24 protein-coding genes are annotated in these 23,154 nt (G+C 61.1%); 11 read left to right on the top strand and 13 right to left on the bottom strand.

Annotated features, from left to right (window positions below; all coding sequences use genetic code 11):
* Positions 1–2 precede the first annotated feature (2 nt).
* Positions 3–1,241: a Gfo/Idh/MocA family protein gene (locus DX909_RS16755; protein WP_128546345.1), complete on the bottom strand. Its 1,239-nt coding sequence runs from the start codon at positions 1,239–1,241 to the stop codon at positions 3–5.
* A gap of 280 nt (positions 1,242–1,521) precedes the next feature.
* On the opposite strand from DX909_RS16755, the gene DX909_RS16750 reads away from it, so the two are divergent.
* Positions 1,522–2,364 carry a response regulator transcription factor gene (locus DX909_RS16750; RefSeq protein ID WP_128546344.1) on the top strand — a complete coding sequence of 281 codons (843 nt, stop codon included), beginning with the start codon at positions 1,522–1,524 and terminating at the stop codon, positions 2,362–2,364.
* Between the two features lie 36 nt (positions 2,365–2,400).
* Here DX909_RS16750 and DX909_RS16745 read toward each other — a convergent pair whose 3' ends face one another.
* A complete protein-coding gene (locus DX909_RS16745; RefSeq protein WP_128546343.1) occupies positions 2,401–2,883 on the bottom strand; it encodes a response regulator in 483 nt (160 codons plus the stop codon).
* 329 nt (positions 2,884–3,212) lie between these two features.
* Here DX909_RS16745 and DX909_RS29580 point away from each other — a divergent pair, with 329 nt between their 5' ends.
* Positions 3,213–3,389, top strand: a complete 177-nt coding sequence (locus DX909_RS29580; RefSeq protein ID WP_164851315.1) for a hypothetical protein — start codon at positions 3,213–3,215, stop codon at positions 3,387–3,389.
* A 30-nt stretch (positions 3,390–3,419) separates the two neighbouring features.
* Positions 3,420–4,409, top strand: a complete 990-nt coding sequence (locus tag DX909_RS16740) for a glycosyltransferase (RefSeq protein ID WP_128546342.1) — start codon at positions 3,420–3,422, stop codon at positions 4,407–4,409.
* On the opposite strand, the gene DX909_RS16735 is transcribed toward DX909_RS16740, so the two are convergent.
* From DX909_RS16735 to DX909_RS16710, 6 genes are read right to left on the bottom strand one after another with little or no spacing between them, the layout of a single operon-like run.
* Positions 4,375–5,382 (bottom strand): glycosyltransferase family 9 protein, encoded by a 1,008-nt coding sequence (locus DX909_RS16735; RefSeq protein WP_128546341.1) that lies wholly within the window; start codon positions 5,380–5,382, stop codon positions 4,375–4,377. The two genes, DX909_RS16740 and DX909_RS16735, sit on opposite strands and share 35 nt — an antisense overlap.
* A gap of 14 nt (positions 5,383–5,396) precedes the next feature.
* Positions 5,397–6,371, bottom strand: coding sequence for a glycosyltransferase family 2 protein (locus DX909_RS16730; RefSeq protein ID WP_128546481.1), 975 nt, complete (start codon positions 6,369–6,371; stop codon positions 5,397–5,399).
* 8 nt (positions 6,372–6,379) lie between these two features.
* The gene (locus DX909_RS16725; protein WP_128546340.1) at positions 6,380–8,182 is read right to left on the bottom strand and encodes a carbamoyltransferase family protein; all 1,803 of its coding nucleotides are present in this window, start codon (positions 8,180–8,182) and stop codon (positions 6,380–6,382) included.
* The gene (locus DX909_RS16720; protein WP_128546339.1) at positions 8,170–9,303 is read right to left on the bottom strand and encodes a glycosyltransferase family 9 protein; all 1,134 of its coding nucleotides are present in this window, start codon (positions 9,301–9,303) and stop codon (positions 8,170–8,172) included. The genes DX909_RS16725 and DX909_RS16720 overlap by 13 nt, the downstream gene beginning before the upstream one ends.
* 19 nt (positions 9,304–9,322) lie before the next feature.
* Entirely contained in the window at positions 9,323–9,904 is a 582-nt protein-coding gene (locus DX909_RS16715) for a D-glycero-alpha-D-manno-heptose-1,7-bisphosphate 7-phosphatase (protein WP_128546338.1), read from the bottom strand.
* A gap of 3 nt (positions 9,905–9,907) precedes the next feature.
* A complete protein-coding gene (locus DX909_RS16710) occupies positions 9,908–11,146 on the bottom strand; it encodes a glycosyltransferase (protein WP_229311089.1) in 1,239 nt (412 codons plus the stop codon).
* A 339-nt stretch (positions 11,147–11,485) separates the two neighbouring features.
* Here DX909_RS16710 and DX909_RS16705 point away from each other — a divergent pair, with 339 nt between their 5' ends.
* Positions 11,486–13,843 carry an ABC transporter permease gene (locus DX909_RS16705; RefSeq protein ID WP_128546336.1) on the top strand — a complete coding sequence of 786 codons (2,358 nt, stop codon included), beginning with the start codon at positions 11,486–11,488 and terminating at the stop codon, positions 13,841–13,843.
* A gap of 64 nt (positions 13,844–13,907) precedes the next feature.
* Here DX909_RS16705 and DX909_RS16700 read toward each other — a convergent pair whose 3' ends face one another.
* The 3 genes from DX909_RS16700 to DX909_RS16690 all read right to left on the bottom strand — a co-directional run bounded on the left by DX909_RS16700 (position 13,908) and on the right by DX909_RS16690 (position 15,591).
* A complete protein-coding gene (locus tag DX909_RS16700; protein ID WP_128546335.1) occupies positions 13,908–14,339 on the bottom strand; it encodes a VOC family protein in 432 nt (143 codons plus the stop codon).
* Between the two features lie 57 nt (positions 14,340–14,396).
* A complete protein-coding gene (locus DX909_RS16695) occupies positions 14,397–15,113 on the bottom strand; it encodes a helix-turn-helix transcriptional regulator (protein ID WP_128546334.1) in 717 nt (238 codons plus the stop codon).
* 85 nt (positions 15,114–15,198) lie between these two features.
* Entirely contained in the window at positions 15,199–15,591 is a 393-nt protein-coding gene (locus DX909_RS16690) for a hypothetical protein (RefSeq protein WP_128546333.1), read from the bottom strand.
* A gap of 238 nt (positions 15,592–15,829) precedes the next feature.
* Here DX909_RS16690 and DX909_RS16685 point away from each other — a divergent pair, with 238 nt between their 5' ends.
* The 3 genes from DX909_RS16685 (at position 15,830) to DX909_RS16670 (ending at position 17,480) form a co-directional block, all read left to right on the top strand.
* On the top strand, positions 15,830–16,222 hold the full coding sequence (locus DX909_RS16685; protein ID WP_128546332.1) for a hypothetical protein: 393 nt from the start codon (positions 15,830–15,832) through the stop codon (positions 16,220–16,222).
* A 546-nt stretch (positions 16,223–16,768) separates the two neighbouring features.
* A complete protein-coding gene (locus tag DX909_RS16675; RefSeq protein WP_128546331.1) occupies positions 16,769–17,281 on the top strand; it encodes a Rad52/Rad22 family DNA repair protein in 513 nt (170 codons plus the stop codon).
* A 16-nt stretch (positions 17,282–17,297) separates the two neighbouring features.
* Positions 17,298–17,480, top strand: a complete 183-nt coding sequence (locus tag DX909_RS16670; protein WP_128546330.1) for a hypothetical protein — start codon at positions 17,298–17,300, stop codon at positions 17,478–17,480.
* Between the two features lie 27 nt (positions 17,481–17,507).
* Here the strand turns inward: DX909_RS16670 and DX909_RS29575 are convergent, their stop codons facing one another.
* The gene (locus DX909_RS29575) at positions 17,508–17,684 is read right to left on the bottom strand and encodes a hypothetical protein (protein ID WP_164851314.1); all 177 of its coding nucleotides are present in this window, start codon (positions 17,682–17,684) and stop codon (positions 17,508–17,510) included.
* A 35-nt stretch (positions 17,685–17,719) separates the two neighbouring features.
* On the opposite strand from DX909_RS29575, the gene DX909_RS16665 reads away from it, so the two are divergent.
* The 3 genes from DX909_RS16665 to DX909_RS16655 all read left to right on the top strand — a co-directional run bounded on the left by DX909_RS16665 (position 17,720) and on the right by DX909_RS16655 (position 22,209).
* Positions 17,720–18,058: a PadR family transcriptional regulator gene (locus tag DX909_RS16665; RefSeq protein WP_128546329.1), complete on the top strand. Its 339-nt coding sequence runs from the start codon at positions 17,720–17,722 to the stop codon at positions 18,056–18,058.
* Between the two features lie 11 nt (positions 18,059–18,069).
* The gene (locus tag DX909_RS16660; RefSeq protein ID WP_229311075.1) at positions 18,070–20,694 is read left to right on the top strand and encodes an ABC transporter permease; all 2,625 of its coding nucleotides are present in this window, start codon (positions 18,070–18,072) and stop codon (positions 20,692–20,694) included.
* Between the two features lie 87 nt (positions 20,695–20,781).
* Positions 20,782–22,209 carry an SUMF1/EgtB/PvdO family nonheme iron enzyme gene (locus DX909_RS16655; protein WP_128546328.1) on the top strand — a complete coding sequence of 476 codons (1,428 nt, stop codon included), beginning with the start codon at positions 20,782–20,784 and terminating at the stop codon, positions 22,207–22,209.
* A gap of 201 nt (positions 22,210–22,410) precedes the next feature.
* On the opposite strand, the gene DX909_RS16650 is transcribed toward DX909_RS16655, so the two are convergent.
* Positions 22,411–22,689: a hypothetical protein gene (locus DX909_RS16650; RefSeq protein ID WP_128546327.1), complete on the bottom strand. Its 279-nt coding sequence runs from the start codon at positions 22,687–22,689 to the stop codon at positions 22,411–22,413.
* Between the two features lie 54 nt (positions 22,690–22,743).
* On the opposite strand from DX909_RS16650, the gene DX909_RS16645 reads away from it, so the two are divergent.
* The gene (locus tag DX909_RS16645) at positions 22,744–23,130 is read left to right on the top strand and encodes a hypothetical protein (RefSeq protein WP_128546326.1); all 387 of its coding nucleotides are present in this window, start codon (positions 22,744–22,746) and stop codon (positions 23,128–23,130) included.
* The last annotated feature ends 24 nt before the right edge of the window (positions 23,131–23,154 follow it).

Below are 23,154 nucleotides of genomic sequence, written 5' to 3'. Positions count from 1 at the left end.
TATCAGATAGCTTTGGTCGCGGTTGAATCAACCACCTGCGCGACGTCCTGGGTCGGGATTTTTCGGCCGGTATCGGCGGCCCGGTAGATGGCCTCGACGAGCTGCACATCCCGCAGCCCCATTTCGGCCGGCACGGTGGTCTCTTTGTTGTTCAGGATGCAGTCGGCGAAGGCGTCCATCTGCCGGGCCTGCTGGTTGACGTTGTCGATGTTCATGTCGCCCTGACTGGTTTTTCCCTTCAGGCCGGAGTATTCGTAGGCGGGCGACAGTTCGAACCAGCCCTTGTCGGTTTCGGCCCGCAGCAGGTTGTACGTGTCGTTGTAACTCGTGCGGCATTCGGCCACGGAGCCGTCGCTGAAGTAGAGCGTAAAGTCCATGCCTTCCTCCACTTCCTTAAATTTCTTCTGGTCGGTTTTGGGATGGTATTTGGCACTGACGGCAATCGGCACCTGCCCTTTGGTGTAGATGGCACCCTGAATGCAGTAGATGCCGACGTCGGGCAGCGGCCCACCGCCGGCCAGCTCCTTATCGAACCGCCAGGGCGTGTCGTAGCCTTCCTTCTGCCCGTTCTGGGCGTAGATTTTCTTCACCGGCCCCATCGCCTGCTGCTGGCCCAGACGCATCATCTCCCGGTTGTGCGGCTCGAAGTGCAGCCGGTAGCCGACTGAAAACTTCACGCCTGCCTTCCGGCAGGCGTCCATCATACGCCGGCAGTCGGCCGGGCTGTTTGCCAGCGGTTTTTCGCAGATGACGTGCTTACCGGCCTGAGCCGCCCGGATGACGTACTCGGCGTGCATCGAGTTGGGCAGCACGACGTAGATGATGTCGATATCCTTGTTATCGGCGATCCGGTCGAAGGTCTTGTAGTTGTAGACGTTCGCTTCCGGAATGTCGTACTTGTGGGTCCACTTGCCGATCTTGTCGGGTGTGCCGGTCACGATACCGGCCAGACGGCACAGTTTTGTTTCCTGGAGCGCGGGCGCCAGTTCTCCCTCACTGTATTTGCCCAGCCCTACGAGCGCGATGCCGAGCTTCCGGCCGGTTGTCGCCGAAGCCTGATCGCGGGCGGCCCGGTCGGCCGTTCCACCGGAAGATTCCGAATCATTTGATTTGCTGCTGCAGGACTGGAGGCTGCCCAGCATCATAAAGCCGGGAAGCGCAAGCGTGGCCGCTCCGCAGGCCCGCACCAGGTCACGGCGGGAGATACGAAGGTCGGATGATTTTGAGAAAAGCCGGTTCATCGTTGAGATTGGGAGTAAAGTGAAAGCGAAACAGGCCGCCGGCCGCGAATGCCGCAGCGACCCTATGGTACAACTACCGACCCGCCCCCTTCGGTTACGGGATGGCTCCGGTAAGCGAAAAAAATAAGGGAATGGCCCGAAAAACGGCCTTGATGGAGAGAATTCGAAGGATTGGAACCATTCAGTAAGAATCCGGGCATCCTGCAGAAAATCAACCGAAATTGTAGTTTCAATAAAAGAAGATAGGACTCTACGTTACACACAAGGAAAGGAAAGTAGTATGATTCAGGAAGCAATTCAGCACCCGGCCTTGATCAAGTATCTCAAAGGCTTCAGCAACTATACATGGCTCTATTATTGCGATGGGAATAAGTTATTGATTGCCAAGCCATTAAGCTACTTTGAGAAACGGTTAAACGGTTTTCTGCGGGTGCATAAAACCGCCATGGTCAATCCGTATTACATCCGGGACTTTACGCCCCCGGCCCGCTGCAAGATGGCCGGGGCCGTCCATCTGATGGACGGCCTGACGCTGCCCGTCAGCCGGCGCCGGTGGATGGACCTCTATGATTCGATCACCGAAGCGCTGCTGCGTTCGTCCTCGTCGTTTCAGGCGGAGGCCGACCCGCTGACGGGTCCGGCCCAGCCGGGCCGGACGGAAGCGGCCGTCCCGGGGATGCCCCAGCCAAAACTCTACGTGGCGATGGCGGACGAAATCAAGGCCGGTCTGCTGCGGCAACTGGTCGAAGACCGGTGGCCCCAATGGAACCTGCGTTTTTTCAATACCGGCGATGCGCTGCAGAAGGCCCTTTCCACTGCCCCCGATACCGAACTGCCGGGCATGATCATGCTCGACGGCGGGCAGGACTCCATCCGAAGCCTGTCGGTGCTGCGGTCGATTAAAAACAGCCAGCGGCTGCGGATGATCCCGACGCTGGTACTGGCGCCCTCCGGCACGCACGAGATGGCGCGGCAGGGCTACGCGCTGGGAGCCAATTCGGTCATTCTCCATCCGTCGGACTTCACGCTGTTCATCCAGGCCATCGAGAAGGTATTCCGCTACTGGCTCTGGATGGCGGCTTCCCCGCAGGCGTCGGCCCGCGTGCCGGTTTCCGGTCGTTAAGAACTCCAGGAAAATTGCCTGCCGAAAATCCGGCCGCTAATACAGCGGCCGGGTTTCCGGCAGGGTCGAAATCTCCCACCAGTATTCTTTCAGCGTCTGAAAATACTCGAGCCAGGCTTCCATTTCCATCGGCTTGATTACATACGACGTTCCGCCCCGGTCATACGACTCGGCAATATCCTCCGCCAGATTCGAACTGCTGAACACCACCACCGGCACGTGGATGATCGAGGACGTACTTTCCCGGATGTGTTTCAGTACGTTCCACGCGTGTTCCTTCTCCGGCATATACAGATCGAGCAAGACCAGCTGGGGCAGTCCCACGCCGACCGTCTCGCATTCGTTCAGGAACCGCAGCGCCTGCTGCTCGTTCGGGATCCATACCGGATCGACGATGCCGAACGTCTGCTCGATGGCCTTCCGAATCAACAACCACTGATCCGGATTGTCCTCAATTACCAGAATGTTGACCGATTTCAGTTTCCGGTTTGAAGTAGTCTTCTTTTTTAAGGTATTCATAGCCATACTTCTTTTTCCCTACTACCTGTAAAACTTATTTAAATTTAACCAGACTAAACGGCAGCTGCCTGAATAAATATAAGAATCCGCCTGAACGGGACTCTGCTTTATTCATACCTGAAAATGAGACGGATACAACCCCGAATTTAGCCTAGAGCCGGAGATGACGCCCAAAAAAGGGCCGAAAAAAAACCGTACGGTCCGGCCCCGGACCGTTTCCCCGAAAACCGCCCTTTTATAAAACCTTCTTTCCCCCGCCGGGTTAGAACGAAAGACCGCAGTCCGGCCCCGACGGCCGGCCCAAACTTCTGCCCGGTTCTTCAACAGTTATGAAAGACTTTCTGTTAGCTGCCATCCCGACGACCCTTTTTGTCGTACTCTACTTTTTGGTGAGCGAAGAAGGGGACATCGAAGGCCCCAACTGGCCGATCATCGCCGTGACCTCGCTCACCTTCAGTCTCGTCGTCTATTTCATTCTCAAAGTCATGAGAAGAAAAAGCAAATAAACGCCCAGACGCATCCGCTTTCCTGTCATCATGCGAAAACTCAACATTCTGATCTGGCACATCCACGGTGCCTACCTGACCGCGCTTGCCCAGGCCGAACACAACTGGTATCTGCCCACCCGCACCCCGGACGCCGGAGGCCGGGTCCCGGAAGGCTACATCGGCCGGGGCGTCGACTCCTCCATGCCCGCCTACGTGCAGGAAGTGCCGGCCGACGAAGTCCGGAATCTGGATCTGGACCTGATCCTCTTCCAGACGCCCGGCAACTACGGCAGGGATCAGTACGACATTCTGCCGGAGGAACAGCGGCAGCTGCCCCGCATCTACCTGGAACACAACACGCCCGAACCGCACCCCACTAATTCGCGCCATCCGGCGGCCGACGACCCCGGCGTGCAGCTGGTTCATGTAACTTATTACAACCAGCTCATGTGGGACAACGGATCGGCCCCGACGCGCGTCATCGAACATAGCGTCGCCATCGACCCGGCGATCACCTACCGCGGCCACCTGCCCGAAGGCATCGCGGTGGTAAATGAGATGCAGCGCCGGGGACGGCTTTCGGGCTATGATCTGTTCGAGAAGCTGCGGCAGGAGGTGCCGCTGACGGTGGCCGGCATGAAGTCGGCCGAGATCGGAGGCATCGGGGAGATTCACTACCGGTATCTTCACAGGCGCGTGGCCGATTACCGGTTTCTGTTCAGTCCGATGCGCTACAGCAGCCTGCCGCTGGCGGTGATCGAGGCCATGACCATCGGGATGCCGATCGTGGCCTTCGCCACTACCGAACTGCCGGCGGTGATTCAGAACCACGTCCACGGCTTCGTCTCCTGCAACCCGAAGGAACTGGCGGAAGGCATGCGCTATCTGCTCGACCACCCCGAAGAAGCCAAACGGATGGGCGACAACGCCCGGCAGCTGGCCCTGAGCCGGTTCGGCATCGACCGCTTCGTCCGGGACTGGAACCGAACCTTCGAAGAGGTGCTCAGCGGGCGACCACAGCCAGTGCTTCCTCGATAACCCGCCCGGCTTCGGTGGCCTCCGATTCGGATACGGCCCGGTGAATCTGCCGGTTCAGCGGACCCCACTCTCCCGGTCTGGAGGTGGTGTAGATGATGACGCTCGGCGTTTCGAGGGCGGCCGCCAGGTGTGAGACGCCCGTGTCGTTGCTGACGAGCAGGGCCGCCCGCCGGAGCACCCAGCCGATGACGCCCAGATCGGTTTTCCCGGCCAGACTGACGGCCGGATGGTTCATCCGCTCCCGCACTTTCTCGACGATGGGCGACTCGCCCGCCGTGCCGGTCAGGAATACCGCATAGCCTTCGCCGGCCAGAACGTCGGCCACCTGCGCAAACCGGGCTTCAGGCCACCGCCGGGCCGAAATGCCGCCGGGATGGATGCAGACGTAGCGGTGCGGCTCCAGCCCGTGAAGTTCGGGAACCCGCTCGGCCCGTTCCCGGTCGGCTTCGGTGAATGGAAACTCCAGCTCGTAGCCCTGCGCCGGCAGTCCCAGAAACTCCATCAGCCGGACGTGCCGTTTGATCTCGTGCTCGTCTTCCGGGTAGGGCATATACAGATTCTCATTCAGACAATACTGCTTCAGCCCTGCCGGGTAATAACCGGCCGTGACCCGCCCGCCAAACAGCTCCGCCATCGGGTTGATCAGCGTTCCGTTGCCCTGCATCTGCAACACCAGATCGAACTGCCGCTGCTGCATGGCTTCCAGAAACCGGACGATCTGCGCCGGGTCGACGGGCTGCTCGGGCAGGCCCGGCCAGCCCGGAAACGAAATGAACTCGTCGAGATAAGCCGGAAAGCGGGCGACGAAATCGGCCGCCCAGGGCAGGCCGACCAGCGCAATGCGGGCCTCCGGAAAGGCACGGCGCAGCGCCCGCAGGGCCGGCACCGACACCATCAGGTCGCCGAGTTTGATGGCCCGGAAGACGGCGATGGTCCGGGGGTCGCGGCCGAGCACAGAAACGATCGTGTTCATTTTCTTCCGAAAAGTTACCAGTACAGGGTGCGGTATTTGAAGGCGCCGTAGAGCCGCCAGTAGACCGACAGGAACGGCGTCAGGACGGAGGTCATCAGTACCGGAACGAACGAGGCCGGCGCCCAGTCGGACCGCTGAAGCCGCATCCCGACCAGCACCACCATGCACACCGCCCAGACGCCGAAAGCCGCCGACGCCCCCCGCGGCTCGCCCGCCAGCCCCAGCCCGACGCCGACCAGGAAGCTGATGACCACGGCATAATACAGCGTCACCAGCCCGAGATACCGCGGAATCCGCTCCCGGAACAGCCGGGGATGGCGTTTGTAGAGCAGGGCGTCGTAGGCATTCTTTCGCTCGTCCTTCAGGCTCGCCCACCAGGGGCTGGTCCGGACGGGGTGCAGAATCAGCGCTTCGGGGCGCTTCTCGATCGGGATTCCCTTCTCCAGAAACTTGAACTGGAGGTCGCTGTCTTCGCGCCAGGCGATGTCGAAGCGTTCTTCCAGCCCCCCGACGGCTTCGAGGGCGGCCCGGCGGCAGAAGCAGTTGGCCGTCACGAACTCGGCGGTTTCGAGCAGCGAGGTAATTTTTTCGTACTCGGTCGGCTGGTCGCGGAGCGGCACGCGCACCCGCCCGGAGATCACCTGCGCTCCGTTCCGGAAAGCCTCGACGGCCTGGCTGATCCAGTCGGGAGCCGGGATGCAGTCGTCGTCCGTGAAGCCGATGACGGGCGATTTGGCGGCCCGCCAGCCCCGGTTCCGGGCGGCCGCCGGTCCGCGCCGTTCGGGCTGGCCCAGATAACGGAGGTTCAGCGCCGAGCGGGCGGCCACGGCCTCCACGGCGGCCCGGGTGTCGGCATCGTTGCCGTCGTCGACCACGATGACCTCGAAGGCATCGGGGGCCATCTCCTGCGCGATGAGCGCGTCGAGGCAGCGCGTCAGCAGCTGCGGCCGTTTGTAGGTAGGGATGACCACGGATACGATGGGTTCCATCATTGGTTTCATTGAATAATGACGCCCGACCATTCCTGACTTTCCCGGCTGGCCTGGCGGCTTTTCCAGCCGTCGGGCTGTTCGGTGCCGGACCCGGTTTTGGTCAGCATGAACGACCCGATCACCAGCGCGTCGAGGGGCGAGGTCCAGAACGACTCGACGGCGTCGCGCGGAGTGCAGACGATGGGTTCGCCCCGGGTGTTGAACGAGGTGTTGATCAGCACCGGCACGCCGGTTTTTTCGTAGAAGGCCCGGATCAGGTCGTAATACACCGGGTTCTGCGCCCGGTTGACGGTCTGGATGCGGGCCGTGCCGTCGGTGTGCCGCACGGCCGGGATGAGGTCGGCCTTCTCGGGCCGCACGTCGTTGATGAACAGCATGAACGGCGACTTACGGGCGTTCACGAAGATCTCGTCGGCCTTTTCCTCCAGCACCACGGGCGCCACGGGCCGGAAATCCTCCCGGTCTTTCAGGTCGTTCATGCGGGCCTGCATCTCGGCCGGAAAGGGAGCCGCAAGCAGCGACCGCGCCCCGAGCGCCCGCGGGCCGAACTCCACGCCGAGCTGATACCAGCCGATCACATTCCCTTCGGCCAGGTAGCCGGCCACCTCCTCGGCCGGATTGTCGAGCCGTTTGTAAGGGAGCTTCGACCAGTCCAGGAAGGCTTCGATTTCTTCATCGGTAAAGGACGGGCCGAGGTAGACGTGTTCCATCTCATACCGCCGTTCGTCGGTCCGGCGCTCCTTCGCGTCGATCCACATAGCGGCTCCGAGGGCGGTTCCGGCATCTCCGGCGGCCGGCTGCACCCAGATGTTTCTGAACGGCCCCCGGTCGCGCAGCCGGGCGTTCATGACGCAGTTGAGCGCCACCCCGCCGGCCATGCAGAGGTCTTCGGCCCCGGTTTCACGGTGCAGCCATTCGATCAGTTCCAGCACCACTTCTTCCAATACCGTCTGCACCGAACTGGCGATGTCGAAATGCTCCTGAAGCAGCGGGCCGCCCTTGTCGCGGGTCGGGCCGAAGCGTTCCTCGAGCCTCGGTGGTGCGATCGTATACTGCCCGTTGTCGCCCACCCGGATCAGCTCCCGGAAATAGTCGGCATACACCGGCTTTCCGAACGAGGCCAGGGCCATCACCTTGTATTCGTCGGAAGAATGCAGGAAGCCGAGGTAGCTGGTCATCTGCTCGTACAGCAGCCCGAGGGAGTGCGGCAGCCGGACCTCGCCCAGCAGCTTCATCCGGTTGCCCTCCCCGAGCCAGTAGCTGGTCGAAACCTCCTCACCCCGGCCGTCGAGCACGAGCACGGCGGCTTTCCGGTGCGGGCTGGGCAGGAAGGCACTGGCCGCGTGCGCCAGGTGATGATTCACGAAATGCCACTGATACGGCCCGTCGGCCCGGGCGCCCTTAAACCGTTTGGACAGGTGCAGCGGCACGCCGTCGACGAGGTGGCCGGGGGCGTTCAGGATCGACGACAGGAACAGGCCGTCGTAGGGATTCCCCCATCCGTTCAGTTCCTTCACTCCCGGCCGCAGCGGGATCTCGACCGTTTTCTTATACCCGTGCCCCGTCAGCAGAAGCTCGGGGTCGAACGAATAGGCGATGTGGTCGACCTCCGTGAGCTGAATCCCTGCGGTTTTCAGGCAGAAATCGATGGCGTTATAGGGGAGTTCGTAGGTGGAAAAGGGAATGGGCCGCTTGCCGTGTTTGATGTGGGTAAAGCGTTCTTCCTCCGCTGCCGCCAGCACGACGCCGTCTTTCACGATAACAGCCGCCGGGTCATGAAAGGCGGCATTGATGCCTAATGTATACATATGTCTCTGATTTTTTCGGAAAGTAGTTCTTCCACCGCCTGCACGACGGCGTCGGGGGTGGCCTCCGGCCCGGCCGCGTCCGGAAACTGCTGCAGCAGCACGTTTCGCGACCGAAGCGGGTCGGGTACGTCGAAATACAGCACCCGATTGGGAACCATCCAGGGCGTATGCTGCGGGTTGGTGCGGGCATAGGCCACCACGACGGGCGTCCCGACGGCTGCGGCTATATGAACCGGCCCCGTGTTGTTCGACAGGACCACCGGCGCCTGCGCGATCAGCGCCACGAAGACGTCCAGCGAAAACGCTCCCGCGAGGTTATATACGTTCTTTCCGACGGCCTGCCGGATGGCCTCGGCATTCTCCTGTTCGGCTGCGCTGCCTGTCAGCACCACCTGACAGCCTTTTTCCTCGGTCAGCCGGCGGGCCACACGGCTGAAGTTGGCGGCCCCGTATTGCCGTTTGGCCTCGCTGACGCCCGCGTGCAGAACGACCCAGGGCTCATTCGTCCGGACGCCGGCGTTGCGGAGTGCTTCCCCCGCCTGCCGTCGGGCCGTTTCGGAAACCGTCAGCGACAGCCGCCGGTCGGCAGTGCGGGAGCCGACGGCGGCCACGAGGTCCAGCTGGCGGTCCACTTCGTGCCGGGTGGCGACGAGTACTTCAGGGTCCGGAACCCAGTCGGTCATGAGCTGATAAGGGTTTTCGCGGCAATAGCCCAGCACGCGCGGAATCCCGGCCAGGTAGCAGACGAGCGCCGACGGCAGCGGATTCTGGCTCTGGACGTTGAAGATCACCGCCCCGTCGAACTGACGGCCGCGCAGCTGCTGAACGAGTTCCATGACGCGGTCCGGCCCCGACCCTTCGGGTGTCTGCACCCAGGGCAGGTCGAAGGTGATCACCGCATCGATCTCCGGCACGGCACAGGCGATGCCGGCCCCGGCCGAGGAAGTCAGCAGGGTCAGCCGGCGGCCCGGCACCGCTTCCTTCAGGGCGCGGAAGGCCGGGGTGGTCATCAGCACGTCGCCGAGGTTGTCGGGACGGACGCAGAGAATGTTCCTGCAGAAGTGCCAGGGCGCGGTTTCCGCTCCGCGGGCCGCCCCGTTCCTTGTCGTCGCTGTTTTCATACACGCTGCGTATGGCCGATCAGACCGGAAGGGACGCCCGGACCGCTTCGGTCCGGCCCCCGATCAGATCGGCCGCTTCCTTCCAGTGAGAAATGATATAATCCGGCACCCGATACCGGCCCGGTACCCACTCGGTCTCGTTGCCGTTGTCGAGCAGGAGGGTGCGGCAGCCCGCCCGCCCGCCGGCTTCGACGTCGTTCAGGATGTCGCCGATCATCCACGATCCGGCCGGCTCGATGCCGTTTTCGGTCATGGCCCGCCGGATCAGCCCGGGTTCAGGTTTGCGGCAGTCGCAGGCCACGGCATAAGGAGCGACGCTCCCGGCCGGGTGGTGTGGGCAGTAATAAAAACCGTCGATCCGGACGCCGAACGGAGCCAGCAGTTCGGCCAGACGTTCGGAGACCTGCTCCAGGGCAGCTTCCGGAAAGTAGCCGTGTGCCACACCCGACTGGTTCGAGATGACGAACAGACGAAACCCCGCCCGCTGCAAACGGCTCAGAGCCTCGCCCGCGCCGGGATAGAGTTCGAGCCGGTCAGGATGGACGTTATAGGGCACGTCACGGATGAGCGTGCCGTCCTTGTCGATAAAAATGGCTTTCATGCGTCAGGCCGACCATCTCAGTTCCAGCCGAAGACTTTTTTCGATTTCCAGGGGCAGCGTCTGCGGCAGCCCGATCTGTTCATACAGTCCGGAGGTAAGGCAGGCCACTTTCTCCCACGTAAATTCGGCATGAACCCGCTCCAGGCCCCGGGCTCCCATCATCCGGCCGATTTCCGGCCGACGGAGCAGCATTTCAAGCTTTTCGGCCAGAGCGACGGGGTCTTTCGGCGGCACTAAAAAACCGGTTTCCCCGTCGACGACCGTGTGTTTGATGCCGCCCACGGCCGAGCCGACCACCGGTACCCCGCACGCCATCGCTTCGAGGGGCGTGATGCCGAAGGGCTCATACCAGGGTGTGGTGACGAACACGTCGGAAGCGCCGTAATAATACCGGAGCTGCCGCCGGTCGCGACGGCCCACGAAGGTCACCTGGCCGGCGATGCCCTCGGACGCGGCCAGCCGCTGAAGCCGGGCAATTTCGGGCGTCGCGGCCGGGTCGGGAGAGTCCGACTCCCCGCCGACGACCAGCAGCCGGGCCTTCAGACCGGCATCGTCCAGCACCCGGACGGCCTGCACCACGTTGTCGATGCCCTTGCGCGGCACCATCCTGCCCAGCTGGAGGATGATAAACTCGTAAGGGTCCAGCCCGAGCAGCCGCCGGGCGGTTTCCTTTCTGATCCGGTAAATTTCGTTGGGGTCGAAGCCGTTCGGGATCACCGTAATCCGGGCCGGGTCGGCCTCGTACAGGGCGATGAGGTCTTCGCGGTCCTGGGGGCAGAGGGCAATCACCTGATCGGCCTCCCGGATGACGCGCTCCTCGATGCTCAGGCGTTCGGGCGGAAACCGGTCGCCGTCGCCCTGCGACATCCGCCGAACCTTACCAAGCGCGTGAAAGGTGACGATGAACGGGATGCCGAGGACTTTTTTGACTTCAGCGGCCACAAGGGCCGACATGAAAAAGTGGGCGTGAATAAGCAGATAGGGATGCCCTTCGCGACGGGAAAAGCCGATGACGTTTTCCGTGAACTCCCCCATGAGCGGCAGGATTTCTTCTTTCGGCAGGACGCGGGCGGGGCCGGCCTTGACCTGAACGACCCGGATGCCCGGCCGCCAGTGGACGATTTCCGGTAAGATGCCGTCCTCCCGGCGCGTAAAAATGTCGATGGAATACCCGAGTCGGGCAAGATGTTGCGCTAATTCAGCCACGGCAATGTTCTGTCCTCCGGCGTCGACCCCTCCCACTACTGCCAATGGGGAAGCATGTTCACTGATTAATGCAAGTCTCCTTTCCATGTTCCAATTTCCCGCCGGGCAACTCCGATGAGGTTCGAAAGGCGCCGACGCTGCAATTCCTGAACCGGAAGATTTATGAAAGGTTACATGAACGGGGATTTATGTTCGGCCCGATTATCCAATGGCCCCGGGTAATCGCTTCCCCATTTTAAGAAAAATTAAGAGGGGAAACACTTTGAAAAAGACTATTTTTCCGGCCGGAGTATCCTCATATTCTGAAAATTACAACGATTTAAAAACCGGCCCTTTGCCTTGTTTTTGTTCGCTGATCACACCGTTTCCGAACCCATGCTGACCAACTATCTCAAAATCGCCTTCCGCACCCTTCTCGCCAACCGGCTGTACAGCGCCATCAACATTCTGGGCCTGTCGGTGGGCATGGCCTGCTGCCTGCTGATCACGCTCTACGTCCGGAACGAACTGTCTTACGACCGGTTTCACGAGAACGCCGATTCGATTTTCCGAATCATCACCCGTTTTAAAACCGGCCAATCGGACGACGGGCTGGCACTGTCGAGCGCGGATCTCGGCCCCCGGCTCCGGAAGACCTACCCGGAGGTGGTCCAGGCGGTTCGGTTCCGGCCGGTGCCCGTCGCCACATTCCGAAAAGGCAAGGAGCCGATCGGTGAAGGTGATGTCTATCAGGCCGATGCCGCCGTCTTCAGCCTGTTTTCCTATCGCTTTCTGGCCGGGGATGCCTCGGCGCTGGACCGGCCGGGCCGGATCGTTCTGACGCAGCGGATGGCCCGGAAATACTTTGCCGACACCCCGCCGGTCGGGAAGGTGCTGCGGCTCAACGACCGCCCTTACCTCGTCGGCGGGGTGCTGGAAGACCTCCCGCCCAATACCGATCTGAAATTCAGCGCCCTGATCTCCTGGCAGGAGGCTCCGCCCTCACCCGAAGACGTTTTCGATACCTCCTGCTTCACCTTCGTCCAGCTTGGAAACCCGGGCGGGGCGGAACCCTTCGGCCGGAAGCTGGCGCAGTTCGACCGGACGCAGGTCGTTCCCCGCGTCAAAGCGCTCGGCTACGACATCCGGCTCGAACACCGGCTTCAGCCCCTGACCGGCCTGCATTTCGTCGAAGGGCTGTTCGACGACACGCCCAAAGGCGACCGCACGCAACTGACCATCTTCTCGCTCGTGGCGGCCTTCCTCCTGCTGGTGGCCTGCATCAATTACGTCAACCTGTACGTGGCCCAGTCGGTGCGGAGGCAGAAGGAGGTGGGCATCCGGAAGGCGGTCGGAGCGGATCGGCGGCAACTGGTGGGGCAGTTCGTCTGGGAAGCGCTCCTGATGGTGGCCGTCAGCACGGTGCTGGCCCTGCCGGTGGTCGTGGCCCTGCGCCCGGTCTACGAACAGCTCACGGGCCTCCCTCCCGCGCTGCCCGACTGGCGGTTTGCCGCGGGGCTTCCGGCCGTCGTCGGGGCGGTCGGGCTGCTGATCGGCCTGTATCCGGCGGTCATTCTGTCGTCGGCCCGGACGGCCCGGGTTCTGAAAGGCGGTTTCGGGCCGACAGGACGCCGGCTGGCCGGCAAGTCCCTCGTGGTGGTGCAGTTCACGCTGGCGGCCGTGCTGATGGCCGGTACGCTGGCCGTGCGGCAGCAGACGGACTTTCTGCTCCGGAAAGATCCCGGCTTCTCGAAAGAGCAGGTGCTGGTGGTGAACGTACCGGCGGACGACGCCGTCCGGCAGAAGATGCCGCTGCTGAAATCCGCTCTGGCAAAAGACAGCCGGATCGAGGGCGTGGCGCTGGGCCTGAGTCCCATCACCTACGACGGCAAGGCCGGCATCGTGAAGGAAACGGCGGGCCGGAAGACCGAGCAGATGGTGTTTTTTGCCCGGATCGACGAATCCTACCTCGACCTGCTGAAGATCAGGCTAAAGTCCGGACGCCATTTCGACCCCGGTTCAGTTGCCGACCGCAGCCGATCCGTCATCGTCAACGAGAGCTTCGTGAAGTGGATGGGCTGGCGACCGGAGCAGGCCGTCGGGAAGACCATCGGCAGCCTGGCGGCCGACACGGACCGCCAGCAGGTGATCGGCGTCGTGAGCGACTACCACTTCGCTTCGCTCCATAACCGGATCGAACCGATTCTACTGTATTACCGGACCGACAGCCCGCCCAACGTTCTGGTCCGGCTGAAACCGACCGAGGTCGGGGTGGTCCGGTCGGCCTGGACGCGGCTGTTTCCCAATCACCCCTTTGATGCGGCTTTTCTGGATTCGGCCTTTGACCGGCAGTATGAACGGGAAGAGAGAGCCCGGACGCTGCTGGGCTGGTTTTCGGGACTGATTCTCTTCATTGCCGGACTGGGGCTGTTCGGGCTGGCGGCCTGGTCGGCGGAACGGCGCACGAAGGAGATCGGCATCCGGAAGGTGCTGGGGGCCACGGTAGGCAACCTGGTCGTGCTGCTTTCGCGGGAGTATCTGATGCTGGTGGCCGTCGCCGTCCTGATTGCGGTCCCGGCGGCCCGGTACGTCATCGGCCGGTGGCTGGAGGGGTTTGCCTACCGCATCGACGTAAGCTGGGGCACATTCCTGATCGCCGGGGGCGCGGTTTTCCTCATCACCCTGCTGACGGTCAGCTTCCAGAGCGTCAAAGCTGCGCTGATGAACCCGGTCCGAAGCCTGCGGTCGGAATAAAAGAGGGGCCGCAAGCCATCCGCCCGCGGCCCCTGTCTGGCGTTTCAGACGGCTTTTTCGGAAATCAATCCCGGCTTTCGCCCGAAAGGATGTCCAGATAATGCCGGTTATACATGATTCCGAGAATATTCCCGAAGGGATCGACGACGGCGGCCGTGACGAAGCCCGGACCCCGTTCCGTAATCGGATCATATTCTTTGGCTCCCAGCGCCAGGAGCCGGTCCATCGCCTGTCGGATATCGTCCACGTGCCAGTACAGGATGGCGCCGGCGGGGCCTTCGGCCGAAGGCCGGGGCCGGTATTTCGAATCCACGATGCCGACCTCGTGCCGGTAGTCGCCCACCCGGAATTCGATGTAGGCCGGGTTTTCGGCATCGGGGCGCTGGAAATAGGGTGATAAACCGAAAACCTCGGAGTACCACCGGCGGGCTTCCTTCACATCGTCGGCCCAGTAGCTGACGTTGGCCATGCCGCGTAATAAGGCTGTTGATTCCATCTTCCTCTGTGTTGGCGTTTTCGTTCGTAACAAAGGTAGAAGGGTCCGGTGACAGCCCTATGTCAGGGGTTCGTCCCGGTTTTCGGATAATCTGAAAAATTCCTGGAGCGTCAGTGAATGCGGTTCAAACGATTCGTTCAGCACGTCCAGTCTTCCGATCCGGTCGAGCCGGAATATCCGAAAGCCGTTCCGCAGCCGGCACCAGGCCACCAGCAGCCAGTTCTCCTGCGTGCTCAGGAGGGCGAAAGGCTCCACCACCCGCGTCGTGACTTCCTCCGTGCCGAGTTTGCGGTATTCCAGGCTGACCGGGTTGAAACGGGTCAGCGCCAGTTGCAGCGCGGCCAGAAAATCGCTCGTCCGGTCGTGGGCGTTGTTCTGGCTCACCATCATCCGGCTGGACAGCAGCTCGGTGCTTTCCCGGGTGGGGTGACGCAATACCGCCTTTATTTTCTCGATGGCGGCCGTAAATTCCCGCACCAGCGAGGCATCCCGGTTTTTCAGCATGAACTGCTCCGCCGTGATGAGGGCATTGGCTTCGCTTTCGGTGAACGAAACCGGGGGCAGCCGGTAGCCCTCCATGAGCCGGTAACCCCGTCCCTCCTCCGTCACGATCGGCACGCCGGATTGTTCGAGCGCCCGGATGTCGCGGTAGATGGTCCGGACGCTGACGCCGAATCTGTCGGCGAGGGTGGTGGCCGTGAGAAGCCGCTTCGTTTGCAGCTGGGTGAGGATGGCCGTCAGACGGGAAAGCCGGGAGGTGTCGTTGTCGTTCATTCGTTTCGGCGGGTTCACGCACCCGGAACCCGCCCGCAAGATACCGGCTGCCGCCGAAAAGCGACTGGTTTTTGAAGAATCCCGCTCAAACCGGCATCCGAAGCCGGAACACCCAGACCGGGGCCAGCAGCGTCACCAGCGGAACGAACAGCCAGACCTGTCCTTTCATCAGGTCGTATTGGTCGAGCAGGTAATTCCAGGACCGGCCGAACAGGTAATGGCCGGCCAGGAATTCGAAGGCCAGGGTCAGCGAGACCCATGTCAGCCCGACGCCCCAGGCTTCGCGCAGGCTGTGCGGTTTGATCCAGCCGACGGAATACCAGGCCAGCCCGCCGATCAGCATACAGAGCAGGGCGGTGCTGAGGACATGGCCCCACGGTTGGCCGAGCTGCGGACGAATCACGGCCTCGCGGAACGCGCCGTTCAGCACCGCCAGTAGCAGCATCAGAAACCAGATGATCAGTGTTCGGTACATCATGGAAGCAAGATTCTTGGATTCGTAAGCAACCCGGGAACGTAGGTGGAACGAAACAAAGATGGGCCAATCACCCGCGTCCGGCCATGACCGCCGTCAAAGAACTTCCTGATAAAGATCACGGGGACAATCGGTGAATCAACCGGTTATGAATCAGCTTTCGAACTGACGGTTCTCAGTGCCGGCCGGGCGGACCGGGCGTAATTTTCCGTCGTTTTCCACGAATCAGACCCTTTGTGTTATGAGAACCGAGCTGTTAACGAATCTGAGCCGCCGACACCTGGAAGTCCGCTGCTGGCAGAACGAAATTGAATTTGCCGGAATTGAACTGCCGCTTTTCCAGCAGATAATGAGAGGAGTGGCGAAGGAGCAGCTGCCGGCCGCCGGGCAGGGGGATTACGACTACTTGAACGGCCGGCTCCGGCACTACGAACGGCTGATTCCCCAGTTGAAGGAGGAGGTAAACGAATACAACCACGAGGTGGCGATGGCCTGGCAGCAGGCGGCCGGCAGGGAGATGGAGGAAGACCACCGGTATCTGCGGGAAGAGATGGACGATTTCCGGTGGGACCTGCAATCCTTCAAAAAGAACCTCTGGGCATTCCTGAGCCACCATACGGCCGTGCGGGCCTGATGCGGCCCGGCACCGACCCGCATTGCCTTCCCGTCACTGCGCCAGATTGCCGCCGTCGGCTTTGAAGAAGCGGGCCGACGCCCTGTTCCTCCAGCTGTCCGACTACTTCGTGGCCCTTCGTTTTGTCAAGGTCGGACACCATGACGTTCGCTCCATGCTGCCCGTACAACAGGGCGACGGCTTTTTCCGATACCGGAAGCGGCTCCGGTTACCAAAGCCGTTTTTCCTCACGGAACTTTTTCCATACTTCAGAATTCGTTTCGTGATACCCTCCGGTTCTCCTGGTCAACATCAGGGTTGACGAATGGTTTGAATATCTGTTGTAAAGCCGGCAGACGGACAGGGCAATTCCGGTTTCCGTCGCCCGCTTCCGGAGGGCAGGTTACGGTCGAGGCCGTCATAGAAGGGTGGGAAAAGACCGGGCGGACAGATCATTCCGTCCGGTCTTTCAATGATAAAAAAATCTTGACTTTTTATGAGTAAAAATTGGCAGGAAGCGACCATTTTCTGGTATTTTTTTGTTATTTTTAAGGAAAACAACAAAGTATGGAACTCACAAAATTAACCGCTCCCTTACGCCCTGACGAAATCGAATGGCGGGTACAGCAACAGCTTGAAGGTAAGAACGGAAAACCCGCGAAACTGATCGTGGTGCCGTACATTACCAACCGGTCGGTGATGGACCGTTTCGACGACCAGTTCGGCTGGGCGGGATGGCGAAACGAGATTAAGGAAGTGGAAGACGGCTTTCTCTGCACGATCACGGTCACGCTGCCGACGGGCGAGATGGTCAGCAAAACCGACGGTGCCAGCCGGACCTCCATCGAACCGGTCAAAGGAGGAATCTCCGACGCCATGAAACGGGCCGCGGTACAGTTTGGTCTGGGACGTGTCCTCTACACCTTCCCGAAAGTATTCGTGGAAGTGGAAGGTAAATATATCCCGGACTGGGCGATGCGTCTGCTGGATGCGCTGGTCGAATCCATCAACAGCGGCAAGCCCCAGCGCGATGTAGTTGTGTTGAAGGAAGAACATGCCCGCCGTTTACAGGCGGCCTGAGGAAAGAAAGGCATAGATGAAACGTCGAATTGAACTGGACCTGAACGAACACGAAGCCGACAGCCTGGCCTTTATGATCCGGCTGAGCATCGATCAGTTTATTGCCAGTAAAGCCCTCCGCGACCGGACCAAAGTCAGCCTGAAAGACCTTCAGGTGGCCGAAAAAGTCCGGCGCCGGATTATCTCCAAGCGGGACTGAAGCCATTACCCCGCTTCTCCGAATGGTTCACTTCCAGCCCGCTGCGGCTTTCGGAGTGAGCCATTTTTTATACCCTTTCCACACCCGTCCGGTGTCCGGTTTTGCCCGCTCCGCCTGTCCGGAACCGGACAGGCGGCCTTTCCGCCCCGGTCGAAAACCGCTTTCGGAAGCCGCAGACGCCTTCCCGGCGAATTGGCACCACATTTGTTCGACATTATCGGATTAAATCAGGACCGAAGATGAAAAGAGCGTTTCTGGGCGAGTTTGAAGAGGTCGTTCTGCTGACGGCGGCCATTCTGGACGAAGGAGCCTACGGCGTACCCATTACGCAGGAGATCGAACGAAAGACCGGGCGGGCGGTGGGCTTCAGCACGGTGCATACGACCCTCCAGCGACTCGAAGAAAAAGGATTTCTGAAGTCGGAAATGGGCGGTGCCACCGCCGAACGCGGGGGCCGCCGGAAGCGGTTCTTCACGGTCACGGCCGCCGGCCGGAAAGCGCTACAGGAAGTTCGCCAGGTGCGGACCGAACTCTGGAATGCCCTGCCGCCGAAGACCCTCCAACTGATGGGCAGCTAACCGGACCGCCGATGAAACCGACCCCTCCTACTCCGCCCCGCTGGGCCGCCCGGCTGCTGGAACGCTTCGGGCACCCCGACACCCTCGAAGAAGTGCAGGGCGACCTGCTCGAACTCTATACCGGCTGGGCGGAGACGCTGGGCGTACGCGAAGCCCGCCGGCGGTATGTTCTCAGCGCGCTCAAACTGCTGCGGCCCCTCGCCCGCCCGTCCCGATCCTCCAGCCAACCCTCCCCCTCCTTCATGAATCCCGACATGCTTCTGAATTACTTCAAGGTGAGCCGGCGCAACCTGGTTCGCCACAAAGCCTTTTCATTCATCAACATCCTCGGCCTGGCGCTGGGTATGGCGGCCAGCCTGCTGATTCTGCTCTGGGTGCAGGACGAGCGCAGCGTCGACGGCTTTCACGCCAACGGGCCGCACCTCTACCAGATTTACGAGCGCCGGTATTACGACGGCAAGGAGGAGGCCAACTACTTCACCCAGGGCCTGCTGGCCCAGGAACTGAAGAGGGTCATCCCGGAGGTACAGTATGCGAGCAGCCTGGAGTGGAACATGCCGGCCACCTTCGAAGCGGGCGAAACGATTGCCAGGATGGACGGTTCGTGGGCCGGGGAAGACTTCTTCCGGATGTTCAGCTATCCGCTGCTGGAAGGAACCCCCGAAACCGCCCTGGGCGCACCCGGCGGCATCGCCGTTTCCCGGAAAATGGCCGAGCAGTTCTTCGGAAGCGCCGACCGGGCCATCGGCCGGATCATCCGCTACGAAAACCGCGACAATCTGAAGATCACCGCCGTGTTTGAGAACCTTCCGGCCAATTCCTCGCAGCAGTTCGATTTCCTGCGCACCTGGAAGGACTATGTCAAAGAAAACAAGTGGGTGTATAACTGGGGCAATACCAACCCGCTGGCCTTCGTCCAGTTGCGCCCGGACCGGAACGGCAACCCCGCCGATGCGGCCCGCGTGGAGGCCAAAATCCGGGATTTCATCTACCGCTACTTGCAGAGATCCGAGGGGTTGAAGATCGAACTGGCCCTGCAGCCCTATTCCGAAAAATACCTTCATTCGACTTTTAAGGCCGGGAAACCCGACGGCGGGCGCATCGAGTACGTGCGGCTGTTCACCCTCGTGGCGGCTTTTATTCTGCTGATCGCCTGCATCAATTTCATGAACCTGGCCACGGCCCGTTCCACGAAACGGGCGAAGGAAGTGGGCGTCCGGAAGGTGGTCGGGGCGGTCCGGTCGGCGCTGGTAGGGCAGTTCGTCGGCGAGGCCCTCCTGCTGACGTTCTTTTCCATCGGGATCGCCGTGGCGCTGGTCGCCCTGCTCCTGCCTGCGTTCAACGCCGTCACGGGCAAGCAGCTGGCGCTGCCGGTCGACCGGCCGGCCTTCTGGGCGGCCATGGCGGGGCTGCTGCTCCTGACCGGGCTGGTGGCCGGCAGTTACCCGGCTTTCTTCCTGTCGTCGCTGCGGCCCGTCCGGGTCCTGAAGGGAAGCCTGAAGTTCGGGCAGGGGGCCACGGTTTTCCGGAAAGGGCTGGTCGTGTTTCAGTTTGGGCTGTCGATCCTGCTCATCGTCGGGACGCTGGTGATTCACCGGCAGATGGAATACGTCCGGTCGAAAAATCTGGGCTACGACCGCGAAAACCTCATCTACATCCCCATCGAAGGCGAACTGACCCAGAAATTCGCGCGGTTCCGGGAGGAAGCCGGCCACCTGCCGGGCATCCGGTCCGTCTCGAAAATGAAGGAATCGCCCACCGGCATCGGCCACCATACGGGCGACATTTTCTGGGAAGGCAAAGATCCGAATCTGATCATCTCCTTCGCCAATACCGCCGTCGGGTACGATTTTCTAAAAACCATGAACCTCCAGCTGAAGGAGGGGCGGGATTTCTCGCGGGCCTTCGGCACCGACTCGACGAGTTACCTCATGAACGAATCGGCCCTGAAAAAGATCGGCTACAAAGACCCGGTCGGCAAACCGCTCACCTGGGGCAACCGCAAGGGCCGCATCATCGGTATCGTGAAAGATTTTCACTTTACCTCCATGCACCAGGCCATCGAGCCGCTGGTGATCCGGCTGAACGAGGAGCAGAGCTGGGGCACCATCCTGGTCCGGACCGAAGCCGGCAAAACCCGCGAAGCCCTGGCCGGGCTGGAAAAGGTCTGCCGGGAACTGAACCCGAAGTTTCCGTTCAACTACCGGTTTTCGGATCTCGAATACGCCCGGCTGTACCGGAGCGAGGAGGTCGTCAGCCGGCTGGCGGTCGGGTTTGCGGCCCTCGCGATCTTCATTTCCTGCCTGGGCCTGTTCGGGCTGGCGGCTTTCACGGCCGAACAGCGCACGAAGGAAATCGGCGTACGGAAAGTGCTGGGCGCCAGTGTGACCCATGTGGTCGCCATGCTTTCGGGTGATTTTCTGAAGCTGGTCGGCATTTCCATCGTGGTGGCCTCGCCGGTGGCCTGGTGGGCCATGAACCGCTGGCTCCAGGACTTTGCCTACAAAACCGGGCTGGACTGGTGGCTGTTCGCCCTGGCGGGTGGGGCCGTCGCGCTCATCGCCCTGCTGACGGTCAGTTACCAGAGCATCAGGGCCGCCCTGACCAATCCGGTCAAAAGTCTGCGAAGCGAGTAGCCCCGCCCGGAAGGGGTCGCCCGGAATGGGTGATTTTCGGAAGCGTGGAATTGGCTACTTTTCGGGACCAACAAAACCTCCTGAGCCATGACGCCTGTCTGCCGGTTTGCCCTGCTGCCCTTCCTTGCCGTTTCCCTGCCTGCAGCCGCTTCGGAACTGGCCATCCGGAACATCGAATTCAACTATATGCCCGGTTCGGGCAAAGCCCCCTTCGTCGCCTGCACGGTGAGCTGGAAAAACGCCTGGCACACGGCTCGCAACCATGACGCCGTCTGGCTCTTCGTGAAAATCAGACCGCAGCAGCGCTCGGAGCGGCCGGTGCTGGTTTCGCCTTCCGGCCATGCCGCCCTGGCCGTCGAAGCCCGGAACGAAACCGCCCTCCGGATCGACGTCGCACCCGACCGGCGGGGCGTCTTTCTGTATCCGGCCCGGCCGTTTCGCGGCCACGTCAGCCGGCGGGTGAAGATTCTGCTCGACGAAGCCTCTTTTGCCGGCATCGACTTCAATGACCTCACCTTCGGCACTGCCTACGGGGTCGAGATGGTGTATATTCCGCAGGGCGGGTTTTACGAGGGTGACGCCGACACCACCGCCCACCGGGAGGCCGCAGCCTTCGAGGCCGCCACCCGACAGCCGTTCGCCGTCGAATCGGAGAAGGAAATCCGGGTCGGGCCGGAGTCGGGCAGCCTGTGGTATGACCCGGGCAACAGCCCCCAGTACCGCGGAGACCGCCGGGGACCGATTCCGGACGGCTATCCGAAAGGCTATAACGCCTTTTACTGCATGAAATACGAACTGAAGCAGGGAGAGTATGCGGCTTTCCTGAATTCGATTTATGAACAATACACCAACGTCCGGGCCAACTTCGGCGGCCGGAATTACTACCGGATGCGCGGAACGATCGCTCTGAAAGACGGGAGTTACGCGGCCGCCAAACCCGACCAGCCGGCCAATTTCATCAGTTGGGACGACGGCTGCGCCTTTGCCGACTGGGCCTGCCTCCGCCCCCTAAGCGAACTGGAATACGTCAAGGCCTGCCGGGGACCCGGAAAGCCCGTCGGAAATGATTACGCCTGGGGAACGGCCTCCAAAGACCGACTGGCCCGGTTTTTCAATCCGGACGGGGAGCTGACGACCGAAGACGGTTTCGAAGAGTCGATGCTGACGGATGCGAACCGGGACGTGTTCGGGGCTTCTTTTTTCTGGGTCATGGACCTCAGTGGGGGGTATTGGGAGCGGGTGGTCGGTTACGGTCATGAGAACGGCCGCCGGTTTGTGGGCAGCCACGGCGACGGCCGGCTTTCGGAGAGCGGGGGCGCCACCAATGAAGACTGGCCCCGGAACGAGACCGGCGGGGTCGGTTACAAGGGGGGCGGCTATTACCAGCCGACTATGCGGGCCGGGGCGGCCGTTCCCAACAGTCCGGTCAGTTTCCGGCCGTTTGCCGCCTGGGCGTCAGGCCCCCGATCGGAGGGATACGGGTTTCGGGCGGTTCGGTCGGCGGCCGAAAAATGAAAGGAGGCCGATCGGCACTTGTCCGAAAAATCGACAGGGTAAATAGAAATTTGCCGGAGAGCCGCTTTTCAGGTTTTGAAAATTAAAAAATGTGATATTTCGGGAAGGGCCGTTTTTAGTGATTCAGAAGCCTTTTCGCGGAAATAAAGGTTCATTGCGGCCAAACGATCAAGTTTATACTAATTCGATGGTTTTAAAGGATTAATTCCACCCAAATACCTCGTTTTCGCTTCCCGAAGCGGCCTTTTTCCATATTCTTCTGCCATCGGCGGTATCCGGAACCGGCGGCCTCATTCTTTGATTTTCCGCTTTTTCCGGAAAAGAAGGGGCCGCAAAAATGCGTTCCGGCGGCCGGAAATCCGGGCCGTAAAATAAATGTTGCTCTCCTCTAAGTAGGATTTGGAAAGAAGTCAGTTGTCTTACAAATGGATGATTACTTAATTGCGTATTGCGCAGACCGCCGGAAAGCACCCCTTTCATTTTGACAGAAAAGACGAACCTCTGCGTGATAAGCCTAACCCAACATACATCACTATGGCTACAATTAAGGTCGCCAGATATGCCATTGTGCCCGGCTCCGACACGAACCGGACCATACCCTCCGACGCTTCCAGTGATTTTCGTTACCCCGGCTTTCAGGCCCCCGACGTCGACCGGCAGTTTAAAATGATCGTCACCTGCAACGTGACGGTGCTGGAAGACGGCGTCAATCTGAAGATGCGGATGGCTTCCTCCAGTGATTTTTTCGTCAACAAGGACCTTGAATTCATCCCCGGAGTCGAGCGTAAGTTTCACGCGACGGTATTGGCCAGCGATCTGAGGAGAAGAAACAACGAGGTGATCGTTTCCGTATCCGGACCCGGCAAAGTTATGATTTCGGACATCGTCATTCTCTACACGGCCAGCATCCCGCTGGACTGAGCCAGAATTCTGCGCATCCGATCC

It is taken from the genome of Larkinella soli (genome assembly GCF_003703975.1).
Taxonomy (GTDB): Bacteria; Bacteroidota; Bacteroidia; order Cytophagales; family Spirosomataceae; genus Larkinella; species Larkinella soli.
The sequence above is the reverse complement of the archived record's forward strand: the minus strand, read 5'-3'. Positions and strand labels throughout refer to the sequence as shown.